This window comes from Sinimarinibacterium thermocellulolyticum (assembly GCF_040327995.1).
GTDB lineage: Bacteria > Pseudomonadota > Gammaproteobacteria > Nevskiales > Nevskiaceae > Solimonas > Solimonas thermocellulolyticum.
Genome location: NZ_JBEPIJ010000004.1, coordinates 146,381 through 169,076 on the forward strand (window position 1 = coordinate 146,381; position 22,696 = coordinate 169,076).

Consider the following 22,696-nt stretch of genomic DNA (forward strand, 5'->3'; position numbering starts at 1 on the left):
GGCTGGCATGGGCTGGCTGATGGCAACGTCGCGCATCGCCTGGCGCAAGTCAATCCGGGGGGCCAAGATCGCATCTGCGCGAGCAGCGGGCTTGCCACCGCTGCCCGCGAACCGCAGAGGATGCGAGAATCAAGCTTCAAAGAAACGCTCATCAGGGGTGGGTCATGGATCTGGCCATGCGGCGTCTGGTCCTCATCGGCTGCGGGCTCGCGGCGCTGCTGGCGTGCGCGCCGGCACTGGCTCGGGACGGACTGGATGCGGTGCTCTCGTGCATGCGCGCCAACATCCCACGCTCGGTGCTGGTCAAGGAGGTGGAGCTCACAGCTACTGACCGGGTCGGTGGCACGCGGGTCTTGCGCGGCCGCCTGTATGGCCAGCGCGAGGAAGGGCTACTGCGTACCACGTTGAAGATCGCCGCGCCGGCGGATCTGGCCGGCGCCGCCTATCTGCTGCGCGAGAAGGATGGCGGTGACGAGATGTACATGTACCTGCCGGCGCTGCAGCGCGTGCGTCGCATCAGCGGCGCCAGCACCCAAGGCGCGCTGTGGGGCACGGACCTTTCCTACGGCGACATCAAACAGATCAACAATGCCTTCTCGGGTGGCGGCGGCAGCGTCGACGGGCAGGGCGAGCTCGGCGGGCGCGCCGTGCACCTGCTTTCGCTCGAGCCCGACCCGGCCGAGGCTTCGCGCTACACCAAGATGAAAGTCTGGGTCGACCAAAAGACCTGCGTGAGCCTGCGCGTCGACTTCCACGAAGGCGAGAACGTGCGCAAGCGCTGGACCGTGGACCCGGCGTCCCTGAAACAGGCCGGTACGCACTGGTACGCCGGTGATTCGACGATGCACGATTTGATCGAACAGACGCACACGCGCCTGCGCGTGATCGGCGTCGACAGCGACGTCGAGCTGGCCAGCCGCCTGTTCAATCCACAGACGTTCTACCTGGGCAGCTGAGCGCGCTCGATGCAGCGGATGGTCTCGACGCTGGCGGCGCACCCGCTCGCCGTGGTCGCTGCGGTGCTGCTGCTGACGTTGTTGGCGGTGTTGACTCTGTTCGATGCACGCAGCCTGACCATCCGTCTGCGGATCGATCCTGCGATCGAAAGCCTGCTGCCGCCGCAGGACGGGGATCGCGCGTTGTTCGATCGTGTGCGTGCGCAGTTCGGCGAGACCGACCCGGTGCTGCTCGCGGTCGAGCTCGATCACGTCTACACCGCCGAGAACATCGAGCGTATCGACCGGCTGACGCGACGACTTGGCGAGCTCGAGGGCGTGCGCCAGGTGCTGTCGATTGCCAACGCGCAGAATCCCGTGGCCGACGAATTCGGCATCGACCTCGGCACCTTCGCCGCCCAGGCCAGGGCCGATCCGGCATCGGTGGCGGGCTTTGCCCGTCAGATCGCGGACAATCCGATCTACCGCGATGCGCTGGTGTCGGCCGACGGCAGGGTCGCGGCTTTCGCGCTGACGCTGTCCGACATCGACGAGACGCGCTTTCGCACCGAGGACTATCCGGGCCGCATCCGCGCGCTGGCCCAAGAGCTCACCGGCGCGCAGCGCGTCTGGGTGACCGGCAGCCCGGTGATCAAGGCGGCGACCACCGATGCGATCCTGCGCACGCTCAAGTTCACGATTCCGGCGATCTTCGTACTCGTGGTGGCGCTGTTGCTGGTCGCGTTCCGCAGCCTGCCGACGGTGCTGTTCGCGGCGCTGACGGTCGCGATCTCGGTGCTGTGGACGCTGGCGGTCGCCGCCGCACTAGAGCTGCCGCTGAACCTGGTGACGGCGCTGGTGCCGGTGCTGGTGGCGACCCTGTGCCTGGCCTACACCGTGCACGTGCTCGCCGAGTACTTCCATCCCAAGCGTGACGAAGGCCGGCGCGAGCGCTTGGCGCGCGTGTATCGGCGCATGGGGGCGAGCCTGACCTTGTCCGGGGCGACGACCGTCGCCGGCTTTCTCGCCCTGGTCCCCGGCTCGCTGCCGGCGGTGGCGCAGTTCGCCGCGCTGTCGTCGCTGGGGGTCGGCTTCTCGGCGCTGCTGGCGCTGCTGTTCCTGCCGGCGTTGCTGAGCCTGGTCGGCCCGCGCGGCCGGCGCCGGCCGCTCGGTGAGGCCATGTTCGCGCGCAAGGCGCGCAGGATCGCGGTCTTCGATCTGAAATGGCGCAACTGGATCATCGCCATCGCCGTGCTGACGCTGCCGGTGGACCTGTATTTCGCGAGCAAGATCCGTGTCGGTACCGAATACATCGGCGGCTTCGACGCCGATGCGCGGGTGCGCGTGGACTACGAGGCGATCAACACGGCGTTCAACGGCGCCAACCTCGTGTCCATCCTGATCGAGACGCATGTCGACGACGCGCTGACCAGTCCGGCGCTGATCCACGAGATCGAGTCGCTGCAGACATGGCTCGAAGCGCAGCCGGAAGTCGGTGCGACGGTGTCTTACGTCGATCATCTGAAATTGATCAACCGCAATCTCAACGACGGCGACCCCGCATTCCACCGCATACCGGACGACGCGACCGCGGTCAAGCAGTTGCTCGTCTTTGGTGGCAGCGACGAGATCCACCGGGTGATCGATTCGCGCTTGCGCACGGCGCTGATCGCGGTGCGCATCAAGGTCGATGGGTCGATCCAGATCGCCGATTTCGTCGCGCGTACCGAAGCGCGCTTGCGGCAGATGTCGCCCCCGCTCAACGGCCGCGTCACCGGCGGTCCGGTGCTCGCCACGCGCACGGTCAACGAGATCGCCTCCGGACAGCTCACTTCGTTGCTGGTCGCGTTCGCGATGATCTGGGCGATGCTGACGCTGATGTTCACCTCGGTGCGGTCGGCGCTGCTGGCGATGCTGCCGAATGCGCTGCCCGTGGCACTGTACTTCGGAACGCTCGGCGCGCTCGGCATCACGCTGAACCCGACCACCAGCCTGATCGCCTGCGTGGTGCTCGGCATCGCCGTCGACGACACCATCCATTTTCTGACGCGCTTCAATCATGATGCGCGCGCCAAGGCCAACGAGAAGGCCGCGGTCAAGAGCGCGCTGGCCGCGGTGCTGCGGCCGGTGACGTTCACCACCGTGGCGCTGGCGCTGGGTTTTCTGGTGTTCACCGGCAGCGAGCTGCGCAACCAGGTGCAGTTCGGTGCACTCGCAGCGTTCACCATCGTGCTCGCTTGGATATCCGACATCACCCTGACGCCGGCGCTGGGCTCGCGCCTTCGCATCGTGACCTTGTGGGACATCCTGCGCCTGGACCTGGGTCAGTCGCCCCAGCACACGATTCCGCTGTTCTCCGGCCTGTCGCTGCGTCAGGCGCGCTTGTTCGCGCTGATGTCCAAGCTCGAAAGGCACCCGGCAGGGGCGCGCGTGATCAGCCAGGGCGATTCGGCGCGTGACATCTACGTCGTCATCGATGGCACGCTGCAGGTGTGGGTCGAGCGCAACGGCGAGCGCAAGGCGCTGGCCGTGATGACGCGCGGCGCGGTGATGGGCGAGGCCGGCTACTTCGGCCAGCGACGCACGGCCAATGTCGATGCGCTGACGCCGGTCCGTCTGCTGCGCTTCGATTCGCAGGACCTGGAGCGCCTGCGTCTGCGCTACCCGCGCATCGCCGCGGTGATCTACCGCAACCTCAACCGCATCCAGGCCGAGCGCCTGGCGCGCGCGACGGCGATGATCCAGTAGCGCCGATGCAGTCCTTATGCAGCGTGCGCGGCGCGCGCCGACGCGCTAGGGTTCGGCGTCGACGAGATCAACATCACCCACGAGGAGTCCCATGAGCCTGAAAGGCAAGACGCTGTTCATCACCGGCGGGTCGCGCGGCATCGGTCTGGCCATTGCGGTGCGCGCGGCGCGCGACGGTGCCAACGTCGCCATTGCTGCCAAGACCGCTGAACCGCACCCGAAACTGCCTGGCACGATCTACACGGCGGCGGAGGACATCGAAAATGCCGGCGGCAAGGCCCTGCCGATCGTTTGCGACATCCGCGACGAGGCGCAGGTGCAGGCAGCGGTCGACAAGACGGTCGAGACCTTCGGCGGCATCGACATCCTGGTCAACAACGCCAGCGCGATCAGCCTGACCGGCACGCTGGCCACCGACATGAAGCGCTACGATCTGATGAACGGGATCAACGCGCGCGGCACCTATCTGTGCGGGCGGCTGTGCATCCCGCATCTGAAGAAGGCATCGAATCCGCACATCCTGACTCTGTCGCCGCCGCTGGACTTGCGGCCGCGATGGTTCGCGCCGCATCTTGCCTATTCGATCGCCAAGTACGGCATGAGCCTGTGCACGCTGGGCTGGGCCGAGGAGCTCAAGCGCGACGGCATCGCCGCCAACTCGCTGTGGCCGCGTACCACGATCGCGACCGCGGCGATCAAGATGGTCGGCGGCGATGCGGTGATGAGAATGTCGCGCACGCCCGAGATCATGGCCGACGCCGCGTACGTGATTCTGAGCAAGCCGGCGCGCGAGTTCAGCGGCCGTTACTGCATCGACGAGCTGGTGTTGCGCGCCGAGGGACAGACCGACTTCTCGCGCTACGCCGCGGTGCCGGGCACGCCGGACAGCGCGCTGGCACCGGACCTGTTCCTGCCGGACGACCTGTCGACATTGGCCTGATGGCGCGCTGGCGTCCGCCTACGGCGAAGTCCTCGCCGCACATCACCGCCGAGGGCCATGCCCGGCTCAAGGCCGAGTTCGACCAACTCTGGCGCGTGCGCCGGCCCGAGGTCGTGCGCGCGCTCGCGGCGGCCGCGGCCGAGGGCGACCGCAGCGAGAACGCGGAGTATCAGTACCGCAAGAAGGAGCTGCGCGAGATCGACGCGCGGCTGAAGTATCTGACCACGCGGCTGCAGGAAGTGACTGTCATCGACGTGCGCCCGCGCGACGACGGCAAGGTCTATTTCGGCGCCTGGGTGGAGATCGTCGACGACGAGGGCAACGAGCGCTGCTATCGCATCGTCGGCGCCGACGAGGCCGATGCGCACGCCGGCTTGATCAGCGTCGACTCGCCGGTCGCGCGCGCCTTGCTCGGACGCAGTGAGGGCGACGTGGTCGAAGTCGTGCTGCCGGCCGGCCGCCAGCAACTGGAGATCCTGGCGGTGCGCTATCGACCATAGCGCACCGCGGCAGGTTCACGCCGCTTTGCGTGCGCTCGCCGGCGCGGACGTGCGGATCAGGTGGTCGAAGGCCGACAGCGCCGCCTTAGAGCCTTCGCCCATCGCGATCACGATCTGCTTGTACGGCACGGTGGTGACGTCGCCGGCGGCGAACACGCCGGGCACCGAGGTGCGGCCGTGCGCATCGACTTCGACCTCACCACGCGCCGACAGCGCGACCGTACCCTTGAGCCACTCGCTGTTCGGCAGCAGACCGATCTGCACGAAGACGCCTTCGAGTGCGATCGTGTGCCGCTCGCCCGTGCCACGGTCTTTGTAGACCAGCCCGGTGACCTTTTGCCCGTCGCCGGTGACTTCCATGGTTTGCGCCGAGACGATGACGTCCACGTTCGGCAGGCTGCGCAGCTTGCGTTGCAGGATCTCGTCGGCACGCAGTTTCGCCTCGAACTCGATCAAGGTGACGTGGGCGACGATGCCGGCGAGGTCGATCGCCGCTTCGACGCCGGAATTGCCGCCGCCGATCACGGCCACGCGCTTGCCCTTGAACAGCGGGCCGTCGCAGTGCGGGCAATAGGCAACACCCTTGTTGCGGTACTCGCTCTCGCCGGGCACGTTCATCTGCCGCCAGCGCGCGCCGGTGGCGACGACCACGGTCTTGGACTTGAGCGAGGCGCCGCTTGCGAGTTGCACCTCGATCAGACCATCGTCGCCCGCCGGCACCAGCTTCTCGGCGCGCTGCAGATTCATGATGTCGACCTCGTACTGCCGGACGTGCGCCTCCAGCGCAGCCGCCATCTTCGGGCCTTCGGTGTGGCTGACCGAGATGAAGTTCTCGATGCCCAGAGTGTCGAGCACCTGGCCGCCGAAGCGCTCGGCGGCGATGCCGGTGCGGATGCCCTTGCGCGCGGCGTAGATCGCCGCCGCGGCACCGGCGGGGCCGCCGCCGACGATGAGCACGTCGAACGGTGCCTTGCCCTTGATCTTCTCGGCCTCGCGCGCGCTCGCCCCTGTGTCGATCTTGGCGAGGATCTCCTCGACGCCCATGCGCCCGGACGCGAAGACCTCGCCGTTGAGGAACACCTTGGGCACCGACATCACCTGGCGGCGCTCGACCTCGTCCTGGAACAGCGCGCCGTCGATCGCCACGTGTTGGATGCGCGGGTTGAGCACGGCCATCAGATTGAGGGCCTGTACCACGTCGGGACAGTTCTGGCAGGACAAGGAGAAATAGGTTTCGAAGCGGTAGTCACCGTCCAGGCCCTGGATCTGCTCGATCACCTCCGGCGCGAGTTTGGGGGGATGGCCGCCGACGTGCAGCAGCGCCAGCACCAAGGACGAGAACTCGTGGCCCAGCGGGATGCCGGCGAAACGCAGGTGGATGTCCTGGCCTGGCGTGCCCAGCGAAAATGACGGCGTGCGTTCGCCGGCGTTGCGAGTCTCCACCACGTGGATCTGATCCGACAGCAGCGTGAGATCCTGCAGCAGGCTGCGCATTTCCTGCGAAGCCTCGCCGTCGTCGAGATTGGCCCTGATCTCGATCGGGCGCGTGATGCGGGCGAGATAGGCCTTCAACTGCTCCTTGAGATCGGCGTCCAACATGATTCGATGCTCCAATGACGAACGACGGACACGAAAATCCCGTCATGCCCGCAGCCGCGGGCCGTAGGGCAGGGCAGACCGCCCTACGTCCCGTCGCGGCGGCAGCGCGCGCCACGACGGGAATGACGGGAGACGGCCTTAGATCTTGCCGACGAGATCCAGCGACGGCGCGATGGTCTTGGCGCCTTCCTTCCACTTGGCCGGGCAGACCTGGCCCGGGTTGGCGGCGGTGTACTGCGCAGCCTTGAGCTTGCGCAGCGTCTCCGATACGTCGCGCGCGATCTCGTTGGAGTGCACCTCCATGGTCTTGATCACACCCTCGGGATTGATGACGAATGTGCCACGCAGCGCCAGACCTTCCTCCTCGATGTGCACGCCGAAGGCACGCGTGAGCTGGTGGGTCGGATCGCCGACCAGCGGGAACTTGGCCTTGCCAACCGACGGCGAGGTTTCGTGCCACACCTTGTGCGAGAAGTGGGTGTCGGTGGTGATGACATAGACCTCGGCGCCGGCCTTCTGGAACTCCTCGTAGTGGGCGGCGGCATCTTCGACTTCGGTCGGGCAATTGAAGGTGAAGGCGGCCGGCATGAAGATCAGGACCGACCACTTGCCCTTCAACGTCTCGTTGGTCACCTCGACGAACTTGCCGTTGTGGAACGCCTGGGCCTTGAACGGCGGAACGGTCGTGTTGATCAGCGACATGCGTGTGTCCTCTTGAGTTGGGGTGGTGAATGGGCGACAAGCTTATGCAAGTCGGGGCCATTAATGAAATGGATTGTTCAAATCGCGGCCATAGCGAATGCATATGCCGCGATGCGCATCGGCGGTCGAGCCTAGCGCACCCCGCTCGCCTTGGGGCGGAGCGCGCCGATTCAAGCCCCGCATCCGCGATTGACGCGCCGACGGGCCGCACCTAGCATCGCGGCGCTCCATGAAACTCCCCGACATCCTCGAACCGGTCGCCGGCGAGCTCAAGCGCGTCGACGCGACCATCCGCGAGCGCCTGCGCTCCGAAGTCTCGCTGATCAACGACATCGGCGCCCACATCGTCTCGGCCGGTGGCAAGCGCCTGCGCCCGGCCCTGGTGCTGCTCAGTGCCCGCGCGCTCGGTTGCGCGACCGACGAGCCGGTGCTGCACGCGGCGACGATCGAGTTCATCCACACCGCCACGCTGCTGCACGACGACGTCGTCGACGAATCCGCGCTGCGCCGCGGCATGAAGACTGCGAACGCGGTCTGGGGCAATGCCGGTGCCGTGCTCGCCGGAGACTTCGTCTATTCGCGCAGCTTCCAGATGATGGTCGACAGCGGCCGCATGGAGGTGATGCGCGTGATGGCCGACACCACCAACGCGATCGCCGAGGGCGAGGTGCTGCAGTTGCTCAACTGCGGCGACCCGGATGTCGACGAGGCGCGCTACCTGCGCGTGATCGAACTCAAGACCGCGCGCCTGTTCGAGGGTGGCTGCCGGCTCGGTGCGATCGCGGCCGAAGCGTCGGCGTCGCAGCAGCACGCCATCGCACGCTACGGGCATCACCTCGGCATCGCCTTCCAGCTCATCGACGACCTACTGGACTACACCGCCGATCCCGCAGTCAGCGGCAAGAACCTGGGCACCGATCTTGCCGAAGGCAAGCCCACGCTGCCCTTGATCCATGCGATGAAGGTCGGCCAGCCCGAGCAGGCCGAGCGGATCCGTCAGGCGATTCGCGACGGCCGCATCGATCGTCTCGACGAGGTGCTGGAAGCGGTTGAATCCACCGGTGCGATTCCTTACACTCGCGCCCTCGCTGAACGGCATAGCCGCGATGCGGTGCAGGCGTTGAGCGACATTCCCGACTCGCGATACAAAAGCGCTCTGCTGGAACTGACGCGCTTCAACCTGATGCGCGGGGTTTGATCAAAGCATCGAATACGGGGCGTAGCTCAGCTTGGTAGAGCGCTTGCTTCGGGAGCAAGAGGTCGCAGGTTCAAATCCTGTCGCCCCGACCAATTCCCCAGCGCGTGCAGCCATCCGTGGCGAGACTTTGCGCCGTTTCTCGTGCACCTGCCCGCACGTCCCTGTGCGGGCGTTCGTCGGCGTGAACGTCCGCTGGACGTTCACGACAGCCCCGACTCACCCTGTCGCCCCGACCAATTCCCCAGCGCGTGCAGCCATCCGTGGCGAGACTTTGCGCCGTTTCTCGTGCACCTGCCCGCACGTCCCTGTGCGGGCGTTCGTCGGCGTGAACGTCCGCTGGACGTTCACGACAGCCCCGACTCACGCGCTGGCCGCCGCTCGGAACGGTTCGTGTTGACGGAGGTGGGGCGCGGGCCTATAATCGCTCTCTTGTTTCGGGCCGGGCGCCGCTGGTGTCGCGGCTTACAACTAAAACGAGATTTGGAGTCAACACGATGTACGCCGTGATCAAAACGGGTGGCAAGCAGTACCGCGTCGTTGCGGGCGACACGCTGAGAATCGAACGCCTCACGGCGGACGTCGGCAGCACCGTGTCTTTCGACGAGGTGTTGATGATCGGTGCCGGCGACGCGATCAAGGTCGGTAGCCCGAAGGTCGAGGGCGGTGTCGTGACCGCCGAGGTGCTCTCGCATGGCCGCGGCCAGAAGATCCGCATCGTCAAGCACCGTCGCCGCAAGCACTATCACAAGGAACAAGGTCATCGCCAGAACTTCACCGAGGTGAAGATCACGGCGATCCATGGCGCCTGATCGCCGGCCTTTTTAAGGAAATTCTGGAGCTCGTCAAATGGCACACAAAAAAGCAGCGGGCAGCACCCGCAACGGCCGCGACTCGGAGTCCAAGCGTCTGGGCGTGAAGAAGTTCGGCGGCGAGGCGGTGGTCGCCGGCAACATCATCGTCCGTCAACGCGGTACGCAATATCACGCCGGCGTCAATACGGGCCTGGGCCGTGACCACACGATCTTCGCGATCGCCGACGGCAAGGTCGAGTTCCGCCGTCGCGGACCGAAGAACAAGCTGTTCGTGGACGTGGTTCCGGCCTGATCAACCGACATGCATCGAGAAAGCCCCGGAATCCCGGGGCTTTTTTGTGTGCAGGGCGCAGGGATCTCACGATGAAGTTCGTCGACGAAGCCAAGATCGTTGTCGAGGGCGGCCGGGGAGGAAACGGCTGCATCAGCTTCCTGCGCCTGAAATACATGCCGTTCGGCGGTCCGGACGGCGGCGACGGCGGCGAGGGCGGCAGTGTCTGGGCGATCGCCGAGCCCAATCTCAATACGCTGGCGGACTTCCGCTACACGCGCCGCTTTCGCGCCGCGGCGGGTGCGCACGGCCAGGGCTCCAACTGTACCGGCGCAAACGGTGCGGATCTGGACGTGCGGATGCCGCTCGGCACCCGCATCTTCGATCTGGCCACCGATGAGCTGATCGGCGAGCTGCTGCGTGCTGGACAGCGCATCAAGCTGGCGCAGGGCGGCCATCGCGGTCTGGGCAATCCGCATTTCAAGTCCTCGGTCAACCGCACGCCGTACAAGGCGACCAAGGGCGGCGAGGGCGAGGTGCGTGAATTGCGGCTCGAGCTGTCGCTGATGGCGGACGTCGGCCTGCTCGGCCTGCCCAACGCCGGCAAGTCGACGCTGCTCGCCGCGGTGTCCGCGGCGCGTCCCAAGATCGCCGACTACCCGTTCACGACGCTGTATCCGCAGCCGGGCGTGGTGTCGCTGGGTGCGGGGCGTTCGTTCACGATGGTCGACATTCCCGGCCTGATCCAAGGTGCGGCCGACGGCGCCGGCCTGGGCATCCGCTTTCTCAAGCACCTGCAGCGTACCCGCCTGTTATTGCATCTGGTCGACGTCCAGCCGCCGGATGGTGGCGACATCGTCGCCAACATCCGCACCATCGACGCAGAACTGCAGCGCTTCAGCGCCGAGCTGATGCGCAAGGAGCGCTGGCTGGTGTTCAACAAGACCGACTTGATGCCCGAGCTCGAGTGGCGCGCGCTGGTCGAGAAGGCCGTGCGAAAGCTGCGCTTCAAAGGGCGGTGGTTCGCGATTTCGGCGGTGACGCGACGCGGCTGTGACGAGCTCTGCGAGGCGGCGATGGCCTGGGTCGAGGCGCAGGCGGTGCCCCGGCTCGATGCTGCGGCCGTCGAGTCGGCCGCAGCCCCGGACCGCGAGACGCCGTCGCGCCAACGCGCGACCCGACCGCGCCGCGATGACGATGAGCCGGTGCCGAACAAGGATCTGGGCCGGCCGGTGACCCGCAGCACCCGCTCGCGTCGTCCACCAGCGCCCAAACGTCCGCGCGACTGAGAACCCATCGCCGATACCGCCACCGAGATCATGAGCGTCACACGCAGCAAGCTGGCGGCGAGCCGCCGCTGGGTCATCAAGGTCGGGAGTTCGCTGGTCACCGCCAAGGGCGCCGGGCTCGACCAAGCGGCGATCGCCGACTGGTGTGCACAGATCGCGGCGCTGCGTGGCGCCGGTGTGCAGGTCGTGTTGGTGTCGTCCGGCGCCGTCGCCGAAGGCATGGCGCGTCTCGGGCTGCGCCGGCGACCGACCGATCTGCACGCCTTGCAGGCGGCTGCCGCGGTGGGGCAGATGGGCCTGGTGCGCGCGTACGAGGCCGAGTTCAAGCAACATGGCATAAAAGCCGCGCAAGTCCTTCTCACACATGAGGATGTTGCCGATCGCTCTCGTTATCTGAACGCCCAGGGCACGCTCACCGCGCTGCTCGAGTTCGGCGCGGTGCCGGTGGTCAACGAGAACGACACCGTCGCCACCGACGAGATCCGGCTCGGTGACAACGATACCCTGGGCGCGCTGACCGCCAACCTGATCCAGGCCGATCTGCTGGTCATCCTCACCGATCAGGAAGGGCTGTTCGAGGCCGATCCGCGTATCCGGCCGGACGCGGCGCTGGTGAGCGAGGCGGAGCTGTCCGACCCGCGCCTGATGGCCATGGCCGGCACCAGCAAGGGCGAACTCGGCCGCGGCGGCATGCGCACCAAGCTGACCGCGGCGTACACCGCGGCGCGCTCAGGCGCGGCGACGATCATCGCCCACGGTCGCAAGCCCGAGGTGCTGACGCGGCTGCGCGCCGGCGAGAATCTGGGCACGTTGCTCAAACCGGCGCAGAACGTGATGGCCGCGCGCAAGCGCTGGATCGCCGGGCAGTTGCAGCTCCGGGGTCGCCTGGTGCTCGACGACGGCGCCGCGCGTGTGCTGCGCGAGCAGGGACGCAGCTTGCTGCCGGTTGGCGTGCGCGCGGTCGACGGCGAATTCGGCCGTGGCGATCTGGTCGCCTGCGTCGACGGCGAGGGTCGCGAGATTGCCCGCGGTCTGTGCAACTATGCCGCCGACGATGCGCGCCGGCTGATCGGCGCGCGGTCCGACGAGATTCCGAAACGACTCGGGCGTCCGGGCGAACCCGAGCTGATTCACCGCGACAATCTGGTGCTGTCGAGCTGACGACTCGCACCACGAAAACGGGGGCCATCGAGGCCCCCGTTTCGTTTTTGCGCGTGAATCAGAACCGTTGCACGAAGCGCGCGTACGGCATGCGCCCGACCGGGTCGTACAGCGTCTGGTCGTAGAACGGGCTGGTCAGGTTGAAGTTGGTCGACACGCCGCGATCGAACAGATCGCGCACGCCGACGAACAGCGTGCCGTTCCAGGGCGATTCCCAGCTCAGCTGGACGTCGTGCACGAGGTTCGACGCCACGTGTCCGGTCTGCTGCAGATCCAGCGGATCGGGATCACCCGGATCGAGGGAGGCCGCGGTGGCGGGGATGTAGCTCGCCGTCCACGTCGTCGTGAACGCATCGAAGGTCCACGGCACGACGGCGGTCAGGCGGTACTGCGGCACGCCCGGATCGTCGACTTGATTGCGCACCGGCAGCACGCCGTCATCCACTTCGTAGCGCAGCACCCAGGTCGCGGCGAGGCTCGGGCGCAGCATGCCCCAGTCGCCGAGTTCGAAGCGCGTGTTCAGCGAAAGATCAAAACCCTGGGTGTGGATTTCGGCGATGTTGTCGGTCGTGGTGATGATGCTTTCGATCGCGCCGGTGTCGCGACGATTGACGGCCGTGCCTTCGGGCAGCGGCTGGCCGAGGAGTTCGCGGAAGATCAGGCTCTGGGCGGAGTAGGTGGTGAGCGAATCCTCGATCGTGATGTTGAAGTAATCGAGCGTGAAATCCGCCCAATCGAGCGGCTGCATCGCGATGCCGAAGCCGAACTGTGTGGAAGTCTCGGGATCGAGATTCGGGTTTGCGGTGATGAAGGTGTTGTACTGCGCCTCGGCGCACTGTGAATCCGGAACGCCGGCTTCACGGCAGGTGACGAGGTCACGCGCACTCTCGGCACTAAAGCTGTCCTTGGCGTTGAGCTCGGACAGCAGCGGCGCGCGAAAACCCTTGCCGACCGAGCCGCGCACCGTCAGGTTGTCACGCGCCTGCCAGCGCGCCGAAACCTTGGGGCTGAACGCGCCGCCGGCAGCATCCGAGTAGTGGTCGTAACGCGCGGCGACGTCGACTTCCACGGCCTCGTAGACCGGCAGGCCGATTTCGCCGAACACCGCATAGGCGTTGCGCTTGCCGCCCGACGAATTGCCGGCCGAACCGCCGACTTCGCCCGCCTCGGACTGCGAGTCGTACTTGTCGAAGAAGCGCTCCTGGCGGTACTCGGCGCCAAAAGCACTGTAGACCGTGCCCCTCGGCATTTCGAACAGCGGTGCGCGCACCGTGCCGAAGATCTCGCGGTACTCGGTCAGACCGTCGCGCGTGGTGGTGACGGTCATCGAATTGAGCGTGTCCTCGTCGCCAGGATTGGCGAGGTCGAACGGGTTGTAGGCGCCGGATTCCGCGGCGGCGGCCGCGGCCGAGCGCAGCAGGTAGCCCGAGCCGAGTTCGGTGAAGGTGAAGCGGCTGATGCGGGCGCCGACCTCGAAGTCGTAGAGGTCGTAGGTGTAGGTCAGCACCGGCAGCACGCTGAACACGCCCGAACGGTTGCGGTTGTCGCGCGTGCCCAGCGGCTCGAAGCGGTGCGCCACGAAGACGTCCTCGCCGAACGGGTTGGTCGGCGCGGTGCCCGGCACGAACAGCAGGTCGGGCGCCTGGGCGAAACGGCCGAAGCTCTCGGACTGGGCGTAGGTCGCAGTGATCTCGAAGCCGAGGTCGAGGTTGATGTCGTAGCCGTACTTCACGAACACCGAGCTCGTGGTCAGTTTGGTCGTATCGGCGGCGTACTGGGTGAAATCGAAGCCGCACATGTCACCGCCCTGTATGCCGGTGAAATTGCCGACGTCGTCGATCAGGCGATAAAAGCCCAGCGACTCCACGCAGCCTGCATCGGGCACGCGCAGGGTGCGCGAGAAGTCGGCGCTGAACACGGTGTTGCCGAAGCCGGACAAGCCGGTCGTCTGCGAAAAGTTGTAGCTGCCGTCCGGATTCGGTTCGGGCAGGGTGCTGCGCGAATAATCGCGGTCGCGCAGGAAGATCGGCTCCATGTTGGTGTAGGAGGCGCCGAACAGCATGCGGCTCTCGCCGGTGGCGACGCCGGCGACGATCGAGGCATCCTGCTCGTCACGGCCCGGGTTGTCGGGGCGGCCGATGCCAGCGGCGAGTTCCACGCCGCTGTAGTCCTTGCGCAGGATGACGTTGATGACACCGCCGATCGCGTCCGAGCCGTAGATCGCCGAGGCGCCGTCGGACAGCAGTTCGATGCGCTCGACCGCAGCCAAGGGAATGGTGTTGAGATCCACCCCGCTGCCTTGCAGCGACGGCGATGTGGCGACGCGGCGGCCGTCGACCAGCACCAAGGTGCGGTTCGAACCCAAGCCGCGCAACGACACGACGGTCTGTCCCTGGCCGCTGCTGCCGGAGATCGAAGTGAACGAGCCGAAGCTATTGAAGGTCGATGCGCGCAACGCATCGGCCACCGAGATCTTGCCGCTGGCGAGAATCTCCTCGCGGCTGATCACGGTGACCGGCAGCGCGCCTTCCATCGCCACGCGCCCCAGGCGCGAGCCGGTGACTTCGATGGCATCCAGTTCGGCCGGCCCGTCCTGTTCGGCCACGTCCTGCGCCAGCGTCTCCGCGCGCATGGGGTCGACGGGAATGGTGTCGTCCGTCGCCGGTTCGGCAAACAGCGCGTCGACGATCGCCTGGTCCTCGCCGCCGCTTTGGGTTTGCGCACCCGCCGGGGTGCTGGCGAATGCCGCCAGTGCGGCCGCAAACGCGGTCAGGCGCAGCCACGGCGCCCGGCGCCGATGCCGATTCGAAAACATGCTCTAACCCCCTGGTATGGTTCGTGATCGCCGTAAGGCGTGATGCCGTCGGTCAGCTCCGCTGCGCGCCGCAGCACGGTTCGCGTCGAAAAGTTCCGACGGCGCGGCGGCGAGTTTACTCATAGCCGCCGGCAAACCAAAAGGTGGTTTTCCACCGCGCAAGCGGTCGCGGGACCTTGCAACAGGCACAAAAAAGCGGGCGCTTCGCCCGCTTTTCGTCGGCCGGGGGAGGCGCGTCTTAGGCGAGCGCGGCGATGCGGGCCAACAGGCGCGACTTGTGCCGCGCGGCCTTGTTCTTGTGGATCAGACCCTTGGTGGCGTAGCGGTCGATGACCGGGACCATGTCCTTGTACGCCGCCAGGGCGGCGTTCTTGTCCTTGGCCTCGATGGCCTTGACGACTTTCTTGATCGTGGTGCGGACCATCGAACGCTGCGCGACGTTGCGGGCGCGGCGCTTTTCCGCCTGTCGGGCGCGCTTCTTAGCGCTGGCGATGTTGGCCAAGGGCTTGACTCCATGAAACCGGCCAGCGGCCGGGGGCATACGAAAAGGGCGCGGAGTATGGACACCGACGCCGCGGATGTCAATCGGCATCGGCGGCGAAACCGCTGAAAAGCCACACGTTTCATGTCACGGGAAGCGCCGGCAGCGGCTACACTTCGGCGGCCCATGTCCGCCTCCCTGCTCAAATCTTCCGGCGTCGTCGGCGCGATGACGCTGCTGTCGCGCGTGCTCGGTTTCGCGCGCGACGTGCTGTTCGCGACCGCCTTCGGTGCCGGCGCGGCGATGGATGCCTTTTTGATCGCGCTGAAGATCCCGAACTTCGGCCGCCGCATGTTCGCCGAGGGCGCGTTCTCGCAGGCCTTCGTGCCGGTTTTCACCGAGACGCGCACCACCGGCAGCCACGACGACGCCCGCGCGCTGGTCGCGGTGACCATGGGCACGCTGGCGGGCGTGCTGTCGTTGATCACGCTCATCGGCTGCCTGGCGGCGCCGCTGCTGATGTGGCTGTTCGCACCCGGCTTTGGCGCCGATCCGGCCAAGCACGCGCTGGGCACGGAGCTGCTGCGCTGGACCTTTCCGTATCTGATGTTCATCTCGCTGACCGCGATGAGCGCGGGCGTGCTCAACAGTTACGGACAGTTCGCGATTCCCGCGTTCACCCCCGTCATCCTCAACATCTGCCTGATCGCCGCGGCGTTCATCGACGCCGGCTCGGTGCATCTGCTCGCGTACGCCGTGTTCGCCGCCGGCGTATTGCAGTTTGCGTTCCAGTTGCCGTCGCTGTGGCGGCTGCGTCTGCTGCCACGCCCGCGCTGGGGCTGGCGCGACGCCAGGGTGCGGCGCATCGTCCGCTTGATGATCCCGGTGATGATCGGTTCCTCGGTGGCGCAGCTCAGCCTGCTGCTCGATTCGGCGCTGGCGAGCTTTCTCGGCGACGGTGCGGTGAGCTGGCTGTACTACGCCGACCGGCTGATGGAGTTTCCGCTCGGCGTGTTCAGCATCGCCATCGGCACCGTGATCCTGCCGGCCTTGTCGGCCCAGCACGCGCTGCGCTCGCCGGCGGCGTTCTCGCAGACGCTGGACTGGGCGCTGCGCGTGCTGCTGCTGATCGGGCTGCCGGCGGCACTGGGGCTGGTGCTGTTCGCCGGGCCCTTGGTCGCGTCGCTGTTCGGCCACGGCGCCTTCGATGAGCGCGACGTGCGCATGACCACGTACGCGCTGTGGGCTTACGGCGCCGGATTCATCGGCTTTTCGTTGGTCAAGATTCTGGTGCCCGGCTTCTACGCGCGGCAGGAGACGCGCGTGCCGATGCGCTACGCGATCATCGCACTGTGCTGCGGCATGGTGATCAGCGTGACCGTATTCATCTGTGCGAAGTCGTTCGACCTGCCGGCGGCACACGCCGGGCTCGCCGCCGCCACGGCGAGTTCGGCCTGGATCAACGCCGGACTACTGTTCCGGCGGCTGCGCCGCGACGGCGCCTACCGGCCTGCGCCGGGCTGGGGTGTGTTCGCCCTGCGGCTGGTGCTCGCCAACCTGGCGCTGGGCGCATCGCTGCTCGCCCTCGCTGGGCCGCTGGACGGCTGGCTTGAGTCGAGCCTGGACGATCGCGCGCTGCGCCTGGCCGGTACCATCGGCCTGTGCGCGCTCGCCTACTTCGTGGTGCTGGCGCTTACGGGCCTGCGGCCGCATCACTTCCGGCGCGCGGGAGCGGCGTGATGGAACTGGTGCGTGGCCTGCACAACCTGCGCGCGGGTGCGACGGGATGCGCGCTGACGATCGGCAACTTCGACGGCGTGCACCGGGGTCATCAGGCCCTGATCGGCCGCACCGTCGCGCTGGCGCGGCGCCTGGGCGTGCCGGCGACGGTGCTGAGCTTCGAGCCGACGCCGCGCGAGTTCTTCGCACCCGAGTGCGCGCCCGGACGCATCAGCACGTTGCGCGGCAAGCTGCTCGACCTGCGTGCGCTGGGCGTCGACCGCTTGATCGTGCAGCGCTTCGATCGCGGCTTTGCCGCCTGCGAGGCGGGCGATTTCGTGCGCGACATCCTCTGCGCCAGACTCGGCATCCGCGCCATCGTCGTCGGCGACGATTTCCGTTTCGGTGCGCGCCGCGCCGGCGATCTGAACTTGCTGCGCGTTCTCGGCCGGGATCTGGGCTTCACCGTCGAGGGCATCGGCAGCGTCGAGTACGAGGGCCTGCGCTGCAGTTCCACCGCGGTGCGCGCGGCGCTGGCCGCCGCCGAACTGGAGCGCGCGGCGCTGTTGCTGGGCCGTGCGTATCGCCTGGTCGGGCGCGTGCGCGGCGGCTTGCGGCTCGGACGCCGGCTCGGCATGCCGACGGCCAACATCCATCTGACGCGCCGTCCGGCACTGCGCCTTGGGGTCTATGTCGTCGAGCTGCGTCGGTTGTGCGCGGACCAGGATGTGGCCATGCCGGCCGTGGCCAATCTCGGCGTGCGGCCGACGCTGGGCCTGACCCGCTGCCTGCTGGAAACCCATGTGCTGGATCGCGAGGTCGATCTGTACGGCGCGACGGTGGAGGTGCGTTTCCTGCGTTTTCTGCGGCCGGAGGCGCGCTTCGATACGCTCGATGCGCTCGCCGCACAGATGCAGCGTGACAAGGCTGCGGCATTGGCGTTTTTTGCCGCCGAGTCCGCATAATTCGCGGGTTTTCCGCTCAATGGCAAGGCGGCGCTGGTGCGTCCGCCGCCTCGAACTCCACCGCTGCCGTGACCGACTACAAAGCCACGATCAACCTGCCGCAGACGGCGTTTCCGATGCAGGCCAACCTGGCCAAGCGCGAACCCGAGATGCTCTCGCGCTGGCAGCAGGAGAATCTCTACGCGACGGTCCAGCAGGCGACCGCTGGCCGCACGCCGTTCTGGTTCGTCGATGGTCCGCCTTACGCCAACGGCGACATCCACATCGGCCACGCGGTCAACAAGGTGCTCAAGGACATCGTCGTCAAGGCCGCGCGCCTGGACGGCCATCACGCGGTATTCACGCCGGGCTGGGACTGCCACGGCCTGCCGATCGAGCTGCAGGTCGAGAAAAAGTACGGCAAGGTCGGCGAGAGACTGGATGCCAAGGCCTTCCGCGCGAAGTGCCGCGAGTACGCGAGCGAGCAGATCGCCCGCCAGCGCGCGGATTTCGAGCGCCTGGGTGTGCTCGCCGACTGGGACCGGCCTTATCTGACGATGCAGCCGGCCTTCGAGGCCGAGCAACTGCGCTGTCTCGCGCGCATCGTCGAGAACGGCCACGTCGTGCGCGGCTTCAAGCCCGTGCATTGGTGTCTGGACTGCGGCTCGTCGCTGGCCGAGGCCGAGGTCGAGTACCAAGACAAGCAGTCGCACTCGATTTACGTGAAGTTCGCCGCGGTGGCCGATGCGGCGCTGCGGCGCGTGTTCGGCGCGCATGCCGACCAGCCGCTGGAATTTTTGATCTGGACGACGACGCCGTGGACGCTGCCGGCCAACCGCGCGATCGCGGTCGGGCCGGAGCTGAGCTACGCGCTGGTGCGTGCCGCCGACGAGTACCTGATCGTCGCGGCCGATCTGGTCGAGCCACTCAGCGAGCGGCTCGGTTTGGCGCTGGAGACGGTGATGACCGTCGCCGCTGCCGCGCTGGAGCATCTCAAGGCGCGTCACCCGTTCGCCGAGCGCGAGGTGCCGGTGATCCTCGGCGAGCACGTCACCCTGGATGCCGGCACCGGCCTCGTGCACACCGCGCCGGCGCACGGCCAGGAAGACTACGCCGTGGGCCAGCGCTACGGCCTTGCGGTCGACAATCCGGTCGGCGCCAATGGCGTGTTCGTGGACGGCACCCCCGTCGTCGCCGGCCAGCACGTACGCAAGGCCGACGCGCTGGTGATCGAGGCGCTCAAGGCGGGTGAACGCCTGCTCAAGCACGCGACGATCACGCACAGCTATCCGCATTGTTGGCGCCACAAAACGCCGCTGATCTTCCGGGCGACACCGCAGTGGTTCGTGTCGATGGACGCGAACGGCCTGCGTGAAGCCGCGGTGCGGGCGATCGAGCAGACACAGTGGATTCCGGGCTGGGGCGAGAGCCGCATCCGCGAGATGGTCGCCGGGCGTCCGGACTGGTGCATCTCGCGCCAGCGCTACTGGGGCGTGCCGCTGGCGCTGTTCGTCGACCGCCAGACGCAGACCATGCATCCGCAGACTGCGCAGATGCTGCGGCAGATCGCCGATCGCGTAGAGCAGCAAGGGCTTGAAGCCTGGTTCGGCTCGACGCCGGATGACTGGGGTGTCGACGCACAGCGGTACGAGAAATGCCAAGACACGTTGGATGTCTGGTTCGATTCGGGTGTCGCCCACCAGTGCGCGTTCAAGTCGGTGCACGCCGATGCGCTGGTCGACGGCGTGGCACCGCAGGCCGACATCTATCTCGAAGGTTCGGACCAGCACCGCGGCTGGTTCCAGTCGTCGCTGCTGACCAGCGTGGCGATGCAGGGTAGGGCACCGTACAAGGCCGTGCTCACCCACGGTTTCACCGTCGACGAGCAGGGGCGCAAGATGTCCAAGTCGCTCGGCAACGTCGTCGCGCCGCAGCAGGTCACCAAGACGCTCGGCGCCGACGTGCTGCGGCTGTGGGTCGCGGCCAGCGATTATTCCGGTGAGATCGCGATCTCCGACAAGCTGCTCGCGCGCATGGCCGACGCCTACCGGCGCATCCGCAACACCGCGCGCTACCTGCTCGGCAACCTGCACGGCTTCGATCCAGCGCTGCACCTGGTGCCGCCGGAGAAGCTGGTCGCGGTCGATGCCTGGGCGATCGGTGAGGCGGCGCGGCTGCAGGACGAGTTGCGCGAAGCCTATGCACGGCGCGAGTTCCACGTCGTCTATCACAAGCTGCACAACTACTGCGTGGTCGATCTGGGCGGGCGTTATCTGGATCTGCTGAAGGACCGCCTGTACACCATGCCGCGTGAGTCGCTCGGGCGGCGTTCGGCGCAGACCGCGCTGTATCACCTCACCGAGGCATTGGTGCGCTGGATCGCGCCGGTGCTATCGTTCACGGCCGATGAGATCTGGCGCGCGATGCCCGGCGATCGCAGCAGCCCGGTGTTCGCTCAGCGCTGGTATCGGCTGCCTGCCGTACCGCCTTCGTCGATCGACTGGACGCTGCTGTGCGAGGCGCGCGCGGCCGTGCAGAAGGTGCTGGAGGAGCTGCGAGCGGGCGGCAAGATCGGTTCTGGCCTCAACGCCCAGGTCACCCTCTATGCGGACGGCGAACTTGCCGAACTGCTCGCGCGCATCGGCGACGAGCTGCGCTTCTGGTTCATCACCTCCGACGTCCAGGTTCTGGCCGCCGCGCGCAAGAGCCCCGCCGCTGCTGGCTTCAAACTGCGTGACGGCGTTGATCTCGCAGTCGAGGCCGCGCCGAGTCCGCATGCGCGTTGCGAGCGCTGCTGGCACCAGCGGCCGGAAGTCGGGCAGCGCGATGCGCATCCGACGCTGTGCGACCGCTGCATCGACAACATCTCGGCCGAAGGCGGCGAGACCCGGGTCTACATCTGATGTCCTTCCAGTACAAGAACGTTTACCTGTTGTGGCTGTCGGTGGTCGTCATCGTGCTCGACCAGGTCACCAAGCAGCTGATCGTCCGCCATCTCGACTGGTACGACGTGGTCCCGGTGGTGCCGCACTTGAATCTCGTGCACATGAAGAACACCGGCGCAGCGTTCTCGATGCTGTCCAACGCGCCGCCGGCCTTCTTCGTGCTGCTGGGCACGGCGGTGAGCATCGGCATCCTCTGGTGGCTGCGGCGCAACCCGCGCGGGCAGACCCTGCTGGCGACCGCGCTGTCGCTCGTCATGGGCGGCGCGATGGGTAACGTGATCGACCGCGTCACCCGCGGGCACGTGGTCGACTTCATCGACTTCTACGTCGGTGGCTGGCATTTCGCGGCGTTCAACGTCGCCGACATCGCGATCTCGATCGGCACCGCCTTGCTGATCCTCGACATGCTGCTCGACTGGCGACACGAGCGTAACGCCGGCAAGGCAGGGACGAGCTGATGGAGATTCTGCTCGCCAATCCACGCGGCTTTTGCGCCGGCGTCGATCGCGCGATCGAGATCGTCGAGCGCGCGCTCGAGGCCCTGGGCGCGCCGATCTACGTGCGCCACGAAGTCGTGCACAACCGCTTCGTCGTCGACGATCTGCGCGCCAAGGGCGCGGTCTTCGTCGAGGAAGTCGACGAGATTCCGGACGGCGCCACCTGCATCTTCTCCGCGCACGGTGTTTCCAAGGCGGTGCGGCAGGCGGCGCTCGCGCGCGGCCTGACGGTGTTCGACGCGACCTGTCCGCTGGTCACCAAAGTCCACATCGAAGTGCAGCGCTACTCGCGCGAAGGGCGCGAGGTGGTGCTCATCGGCCACGCCGGACATCCCGAGGTCGAGGGGACGATGGGACAGTTCGACCCCTCGCACGGCGGCGCGATCTACCTGGTGGAGACACCCGAGGATGTGGCGCGCCTGCCGATCCGCGATCCGAGCCGTCTGGCCTTCGTCACCCAGACCACGCTGTCGATGGACGACACCGCGCGGGTCATCGACGCCCTGCGCGCGCGCTTCTCCGAAATCCACGGCCCGCGCAAGGACGACATCTGCTACGCCACCCAGAACCGTCAGGATGCCGTCAAGGACCTCGCCAGCCGCTGCGACGTGGTGCTCGTCGTCGGTTCGCGCAACAGCTCCAACTCCAACCGGCTACGCGAACTCGCCGAGCAGCGCGGCGTCCATGCGTACCTGATCGATGGTCCAGACGACATCCGCGAGGAATGGATCGCCGGCAAGTCGCGCGTCGGCGTGACCGCCGGGGCCTCGGCGCCCGAGGTGCTCGTGCGTGCAGTGGTGCGGCGACTGCAGGCGCTCGGCGGCACCGTGGTGCGCGAGCTGCCCGGACGGGCGGAAAACGTCGTGTTCTCCCTGCCGCCTGCGCTGCGACGCATCATGCAGTCGTCCCGAGATGGGCTCTGAGCGTTTCGGCAGGGCATGACCCTGGCTCGATCACCAGCACCGATTGCTGGGCCGGAGATTTCGAGACGTGGCGGGATGTCGTGGTGCCGGGAACAGGAATCGAACCTGCGACCTACTGATTACGAATCAGTCGCTCTACCGACTGAGCTATCCCGGCGTCGGGGCGCGCATTATAGGGTGAGGTCTGGATCGCGACAATCAAACACGGCGAGCGCCG

At 67.0% G+C, this 22,696-nt stretch carries 18 protein-coding genes and 2 tRNA genes; 15 read left to right on the forward strand and 5 right to left on the reverse strand.

Annotated elements, in window-relative coordinates; genetic code table 11:
• Window positions 1-164 precede the first annotated feature (164 nt).
• The 4 genes from ABSH63_RS05220 to greB all read left to right on the forward strand — a co-directional run bounded on the left by ABSH63_RS05220 (window position 165) and on the right by greB (window position 5,123).
• A complete protein-coding gene (locus ABSH63_RS05220; protein WP_352888051.1) occupies window positions 165-956 on the forward strand; it encodes an outer membrane lipoprotein-sorting protein in 792 nt (263 codons plus the stop codon).
• A 9-nt stretch (window positions 957-965) separates the two neighbouring features.
• Window positions 966-3,683: an MMPL family transporter gene (locus ABSH63_RS05225; RefSeq protein WP_352888054.1), complete on the forward strand. Its 2,718-nt coding sequence runs from the start codon at window positions 966-968 to the stop codon at window positions 3,681-3,683.
• 91 nt (window positions 3,684-3,774) lie between these two features.
• Window positions 3,775-4,623 carry an SDR family oxidoreductase gene (locus ABSH63_RS05230; RefSeq protein WP_352888056.1) on the forward strand — a complete coding sequence of 283 codons (849 nt, stop codon included), beginning with the start codon at window positions 3,775-3,777 and terminating at the stop codon, window positions 4,621-4,623.
• Window positions 4,623-5,123 carry a transcription elongation factor GreB gene (gene greB, locus ABSH63_RS05235; RefSeq protein ID WP_352888058.1) on the forward strand — a complete coding sequence of 167 codons (501 nt, stop codon included), beginning with the start codon at window positions 4,623-4,625 and terminating at the stop codon, window positions 5,121-5,123. Before ABSH63_RS05230 ends, greB begins: the two co-directional genes overlap by 1 nt.
• A 15-nt stretch (window positions 5,124-5,138) precedes the next feature.
• Here greB and ahpF read toward each other — a convergent pair whose 3' ends face one another.
• Complete coding sequence (gene ahpF, locus ABSH63_RS05240) at window positions 5,139-6,722, reverse strand: alkyl hydroperoxide reductase subunit F (protein WP_352888060.1); 1,584 nt, start codon at window positions 6,720-6,722, stop codon at window positions 5,139-5,141.
• A 138-nt stretch (window positions 6,723-6,860) separates the two neighbouring features.
• Complete coding sequence (gene ahpC, locus ABSH63_RS05245) at window positions 6,861-7,424, reverse strand: alkyl hydroperoxide reductase subunit C (RefSeq protein ID WP_352888062.1); 564 nt, start codon at window positions 7,422-7,424, stop codon at window positions 6,861-6,863.
• A 229-nt stretch (window positions 7,425-7,653) separates the two neighbouring features.
• Between ahpC and ABSH63_RS05250 the strand changes: the two genes are divergently transcribed.
• The 6 genes from ABSH63_RS05250 to proB all read left to right on the forward strand — a co-directional run bounded on the left by ABSH63_RS05250 (window position 7,654) and on the right by proB (window position 12,155).
• A complete protein-coding gene (locus ABSH63_RS05250; RefSeq protein WP_352888065.1) occupies window positions 7,654-8,622 on the forward strand; it encodes a polyprenyl synthetase family protein in 969 nt (322 codons plus the stop codon).
• 15 nt (window positions 8,623-8,637) lie between these two features.
• Window positions 8,638-8,714: transfer RNA gene (locus tag ABSH63_RS05255), tRNA-Pro, on the forward strand.
• Between the two features lie 402 nt (window positions 8,715-9,116).
• Complete coding sequence (gene rplU, locus ABSH63_RS05260) at window positions 9,117-9,431, forward strand: 50S ribosomal protein L21 (RefSeq protein WP_352888067.1); 315 nt, start codon at window positions 9,117-9,119, stop codon at window positions 9,429-9,431.
• 37 nt (window positions 9,432-9,468) lie between these two features.
• Complete coding sequence (gene rpmA, locus ABSH63_RS05265) at window positions 9,469-9,726, forward strand: 50S ribosomal protein L27 (protein ID WP_352888069.1); 258 nt, start codon at window positions 9,469-9,471, stop codon at window positions 9,724-9,726.
• 71 nt (window positions 9,727-9,797) lie between these two features.
• Window positions 9,798-10,994, forward strand: a complete 1,197-nt coding sequence (cgtA, locus tag ABSH63_RS05270) for an Obg family GTPase CgtA (RefSeq protein WP_352888070.1) — start codon at window positions 9,798-9,800, stop codon at window positions 10,992-10,994.
• Window positions 10,995-11,024: 30 nt separating this feature from the next.
• The gene (gene proB, locus ABSH63_RS05275; RefSeq protein ID WP_352888071.1) at window positions 11,025-12,155 is read left to right on the forward strand and encodes a glutamate 5-kinase; all 1,131 of its coding nucleotides are present in this window, start codon (window positions 11,025-11,027) and stop codon (window positions 12,153-12,155) included.
• A 58-nt stretch (window positions 12,156-12,213) separates the two neighbouring features.
• On the opposite strand, the gene ABSH63_RS05280 is transcribed toward proB, so the two are convergent.
• Both ABSH63_RS05280 and rpsT read right to left on the reverse strand, forming a co-directional pair.
• Window positions 12,214-14,970 (reverse strand): TonB-dependent receptor plug domain-containing protein, encoded by a 2,757-nt coding sequence (locus tag ABSH63_RS05280; protein WP_352888073.1) that lies wholly within the window; start codon window positions 14,968-14,970, stop codon window positions 12,214-12,216.
• Between the two features lie 238 nt (window positions 14,971-15,208).
• On the reverse strand, window positions 15,209-15,472 hold the full coding sequence (gene rpsT, locus ABSH63_RS05285; protein WP_352888074.1) for a 30S ribosomal protein S20: 264 nt from the start codon (window positions 15,470-15,472) through the stop codon (window positions 15,209-15,211).
• A gap of 165 nt (window positions 15,473-15,637) precedes the next feature.
• Here rpsT and murJ point away from each other — a divergent pair, with 165 nt between their 5' ends.
• The 5 genes from murJ (at window position 15,638) to ispH (ending at window position 22,479) form a co-directional block, all read left to right on the forward strand.
• Window positions 15,638-17,191, forward strand: coding sequence for a murein biosynthesis integral membrane protein MurJ (murJ, locus tag ABSH63_RS05290; RefSeq protein ID WP_352888076.1), 1,554 nt, complete (start codon window positions 15,638-15,640; stop codon window positions 17,189-17,191).
• The gene (locus tag ABSH63_RS05295) at window positions 17,191-18,135 is read left to right on the forward strand and encodes a bifunctional riboflavin kinase/FAD synthetase (RefSeq protein WP_352888077.1); all 945 of its coding nucleotides are present in this window, start codon (window positions 17,191-17,193) and stop codon (window positions 18,133-18,135) included. The genes murJ and ABSH63_RS05295 overlap by 1 nt, the downstream gene beginning before the upstream one ends.
• A 68-nt stretch (window positions 18,136-18,203) precedes the next feature.
• A complete protein-coding gene (gene ileS, locus ABSH63_RS05300) occupies window positions 18,204-21,017 on the forward strand; it encodes an isoleucine--tRNA ligase (protein WP_352888078.1) in 2,814 nt (937 codons plus the stop codon).
• A complete protein-coding gene (lspA, locus tag ABSH63_RS05305; RefSeq protein WP_352888080.1) occupies window positions 21,017-21,517 on the forward strand; it encodes a signal peptidase II in 501 nt (166 codons plus the stop codon). Before ileS ends, lspA begins: the two co-directional genes overlap by 1 nt.
• Complete coding sequence (ispH, locus tag ABSH63_RS05310; protein ID WP_352888081.1) at window positions 21,517-22,479, forward strand: 4-hydroxy-3-methylbut-2-enyl diphosphate reductase; 963 nt, start codon at window positions 21,517-21,519, stop codon at window positions 22,477-22,479. Before lspA ends, ispH begins: the two co-directional genes overlap by 1 nt.
• A gap of 81 nt (window positions 22,480-22,560) precedes the next feature.
• On the opposite strand, the gene ABSH63_RS05315 is transcribed toward ispH, so the two are convergent.
• A tRNA-Thr gene (locus ABSH63_RS05315) sits at window positions 22,561-22,636 on the reverse strand.
• Window positions 22,637-22,696: the final 60 nt, after the last annotated feature.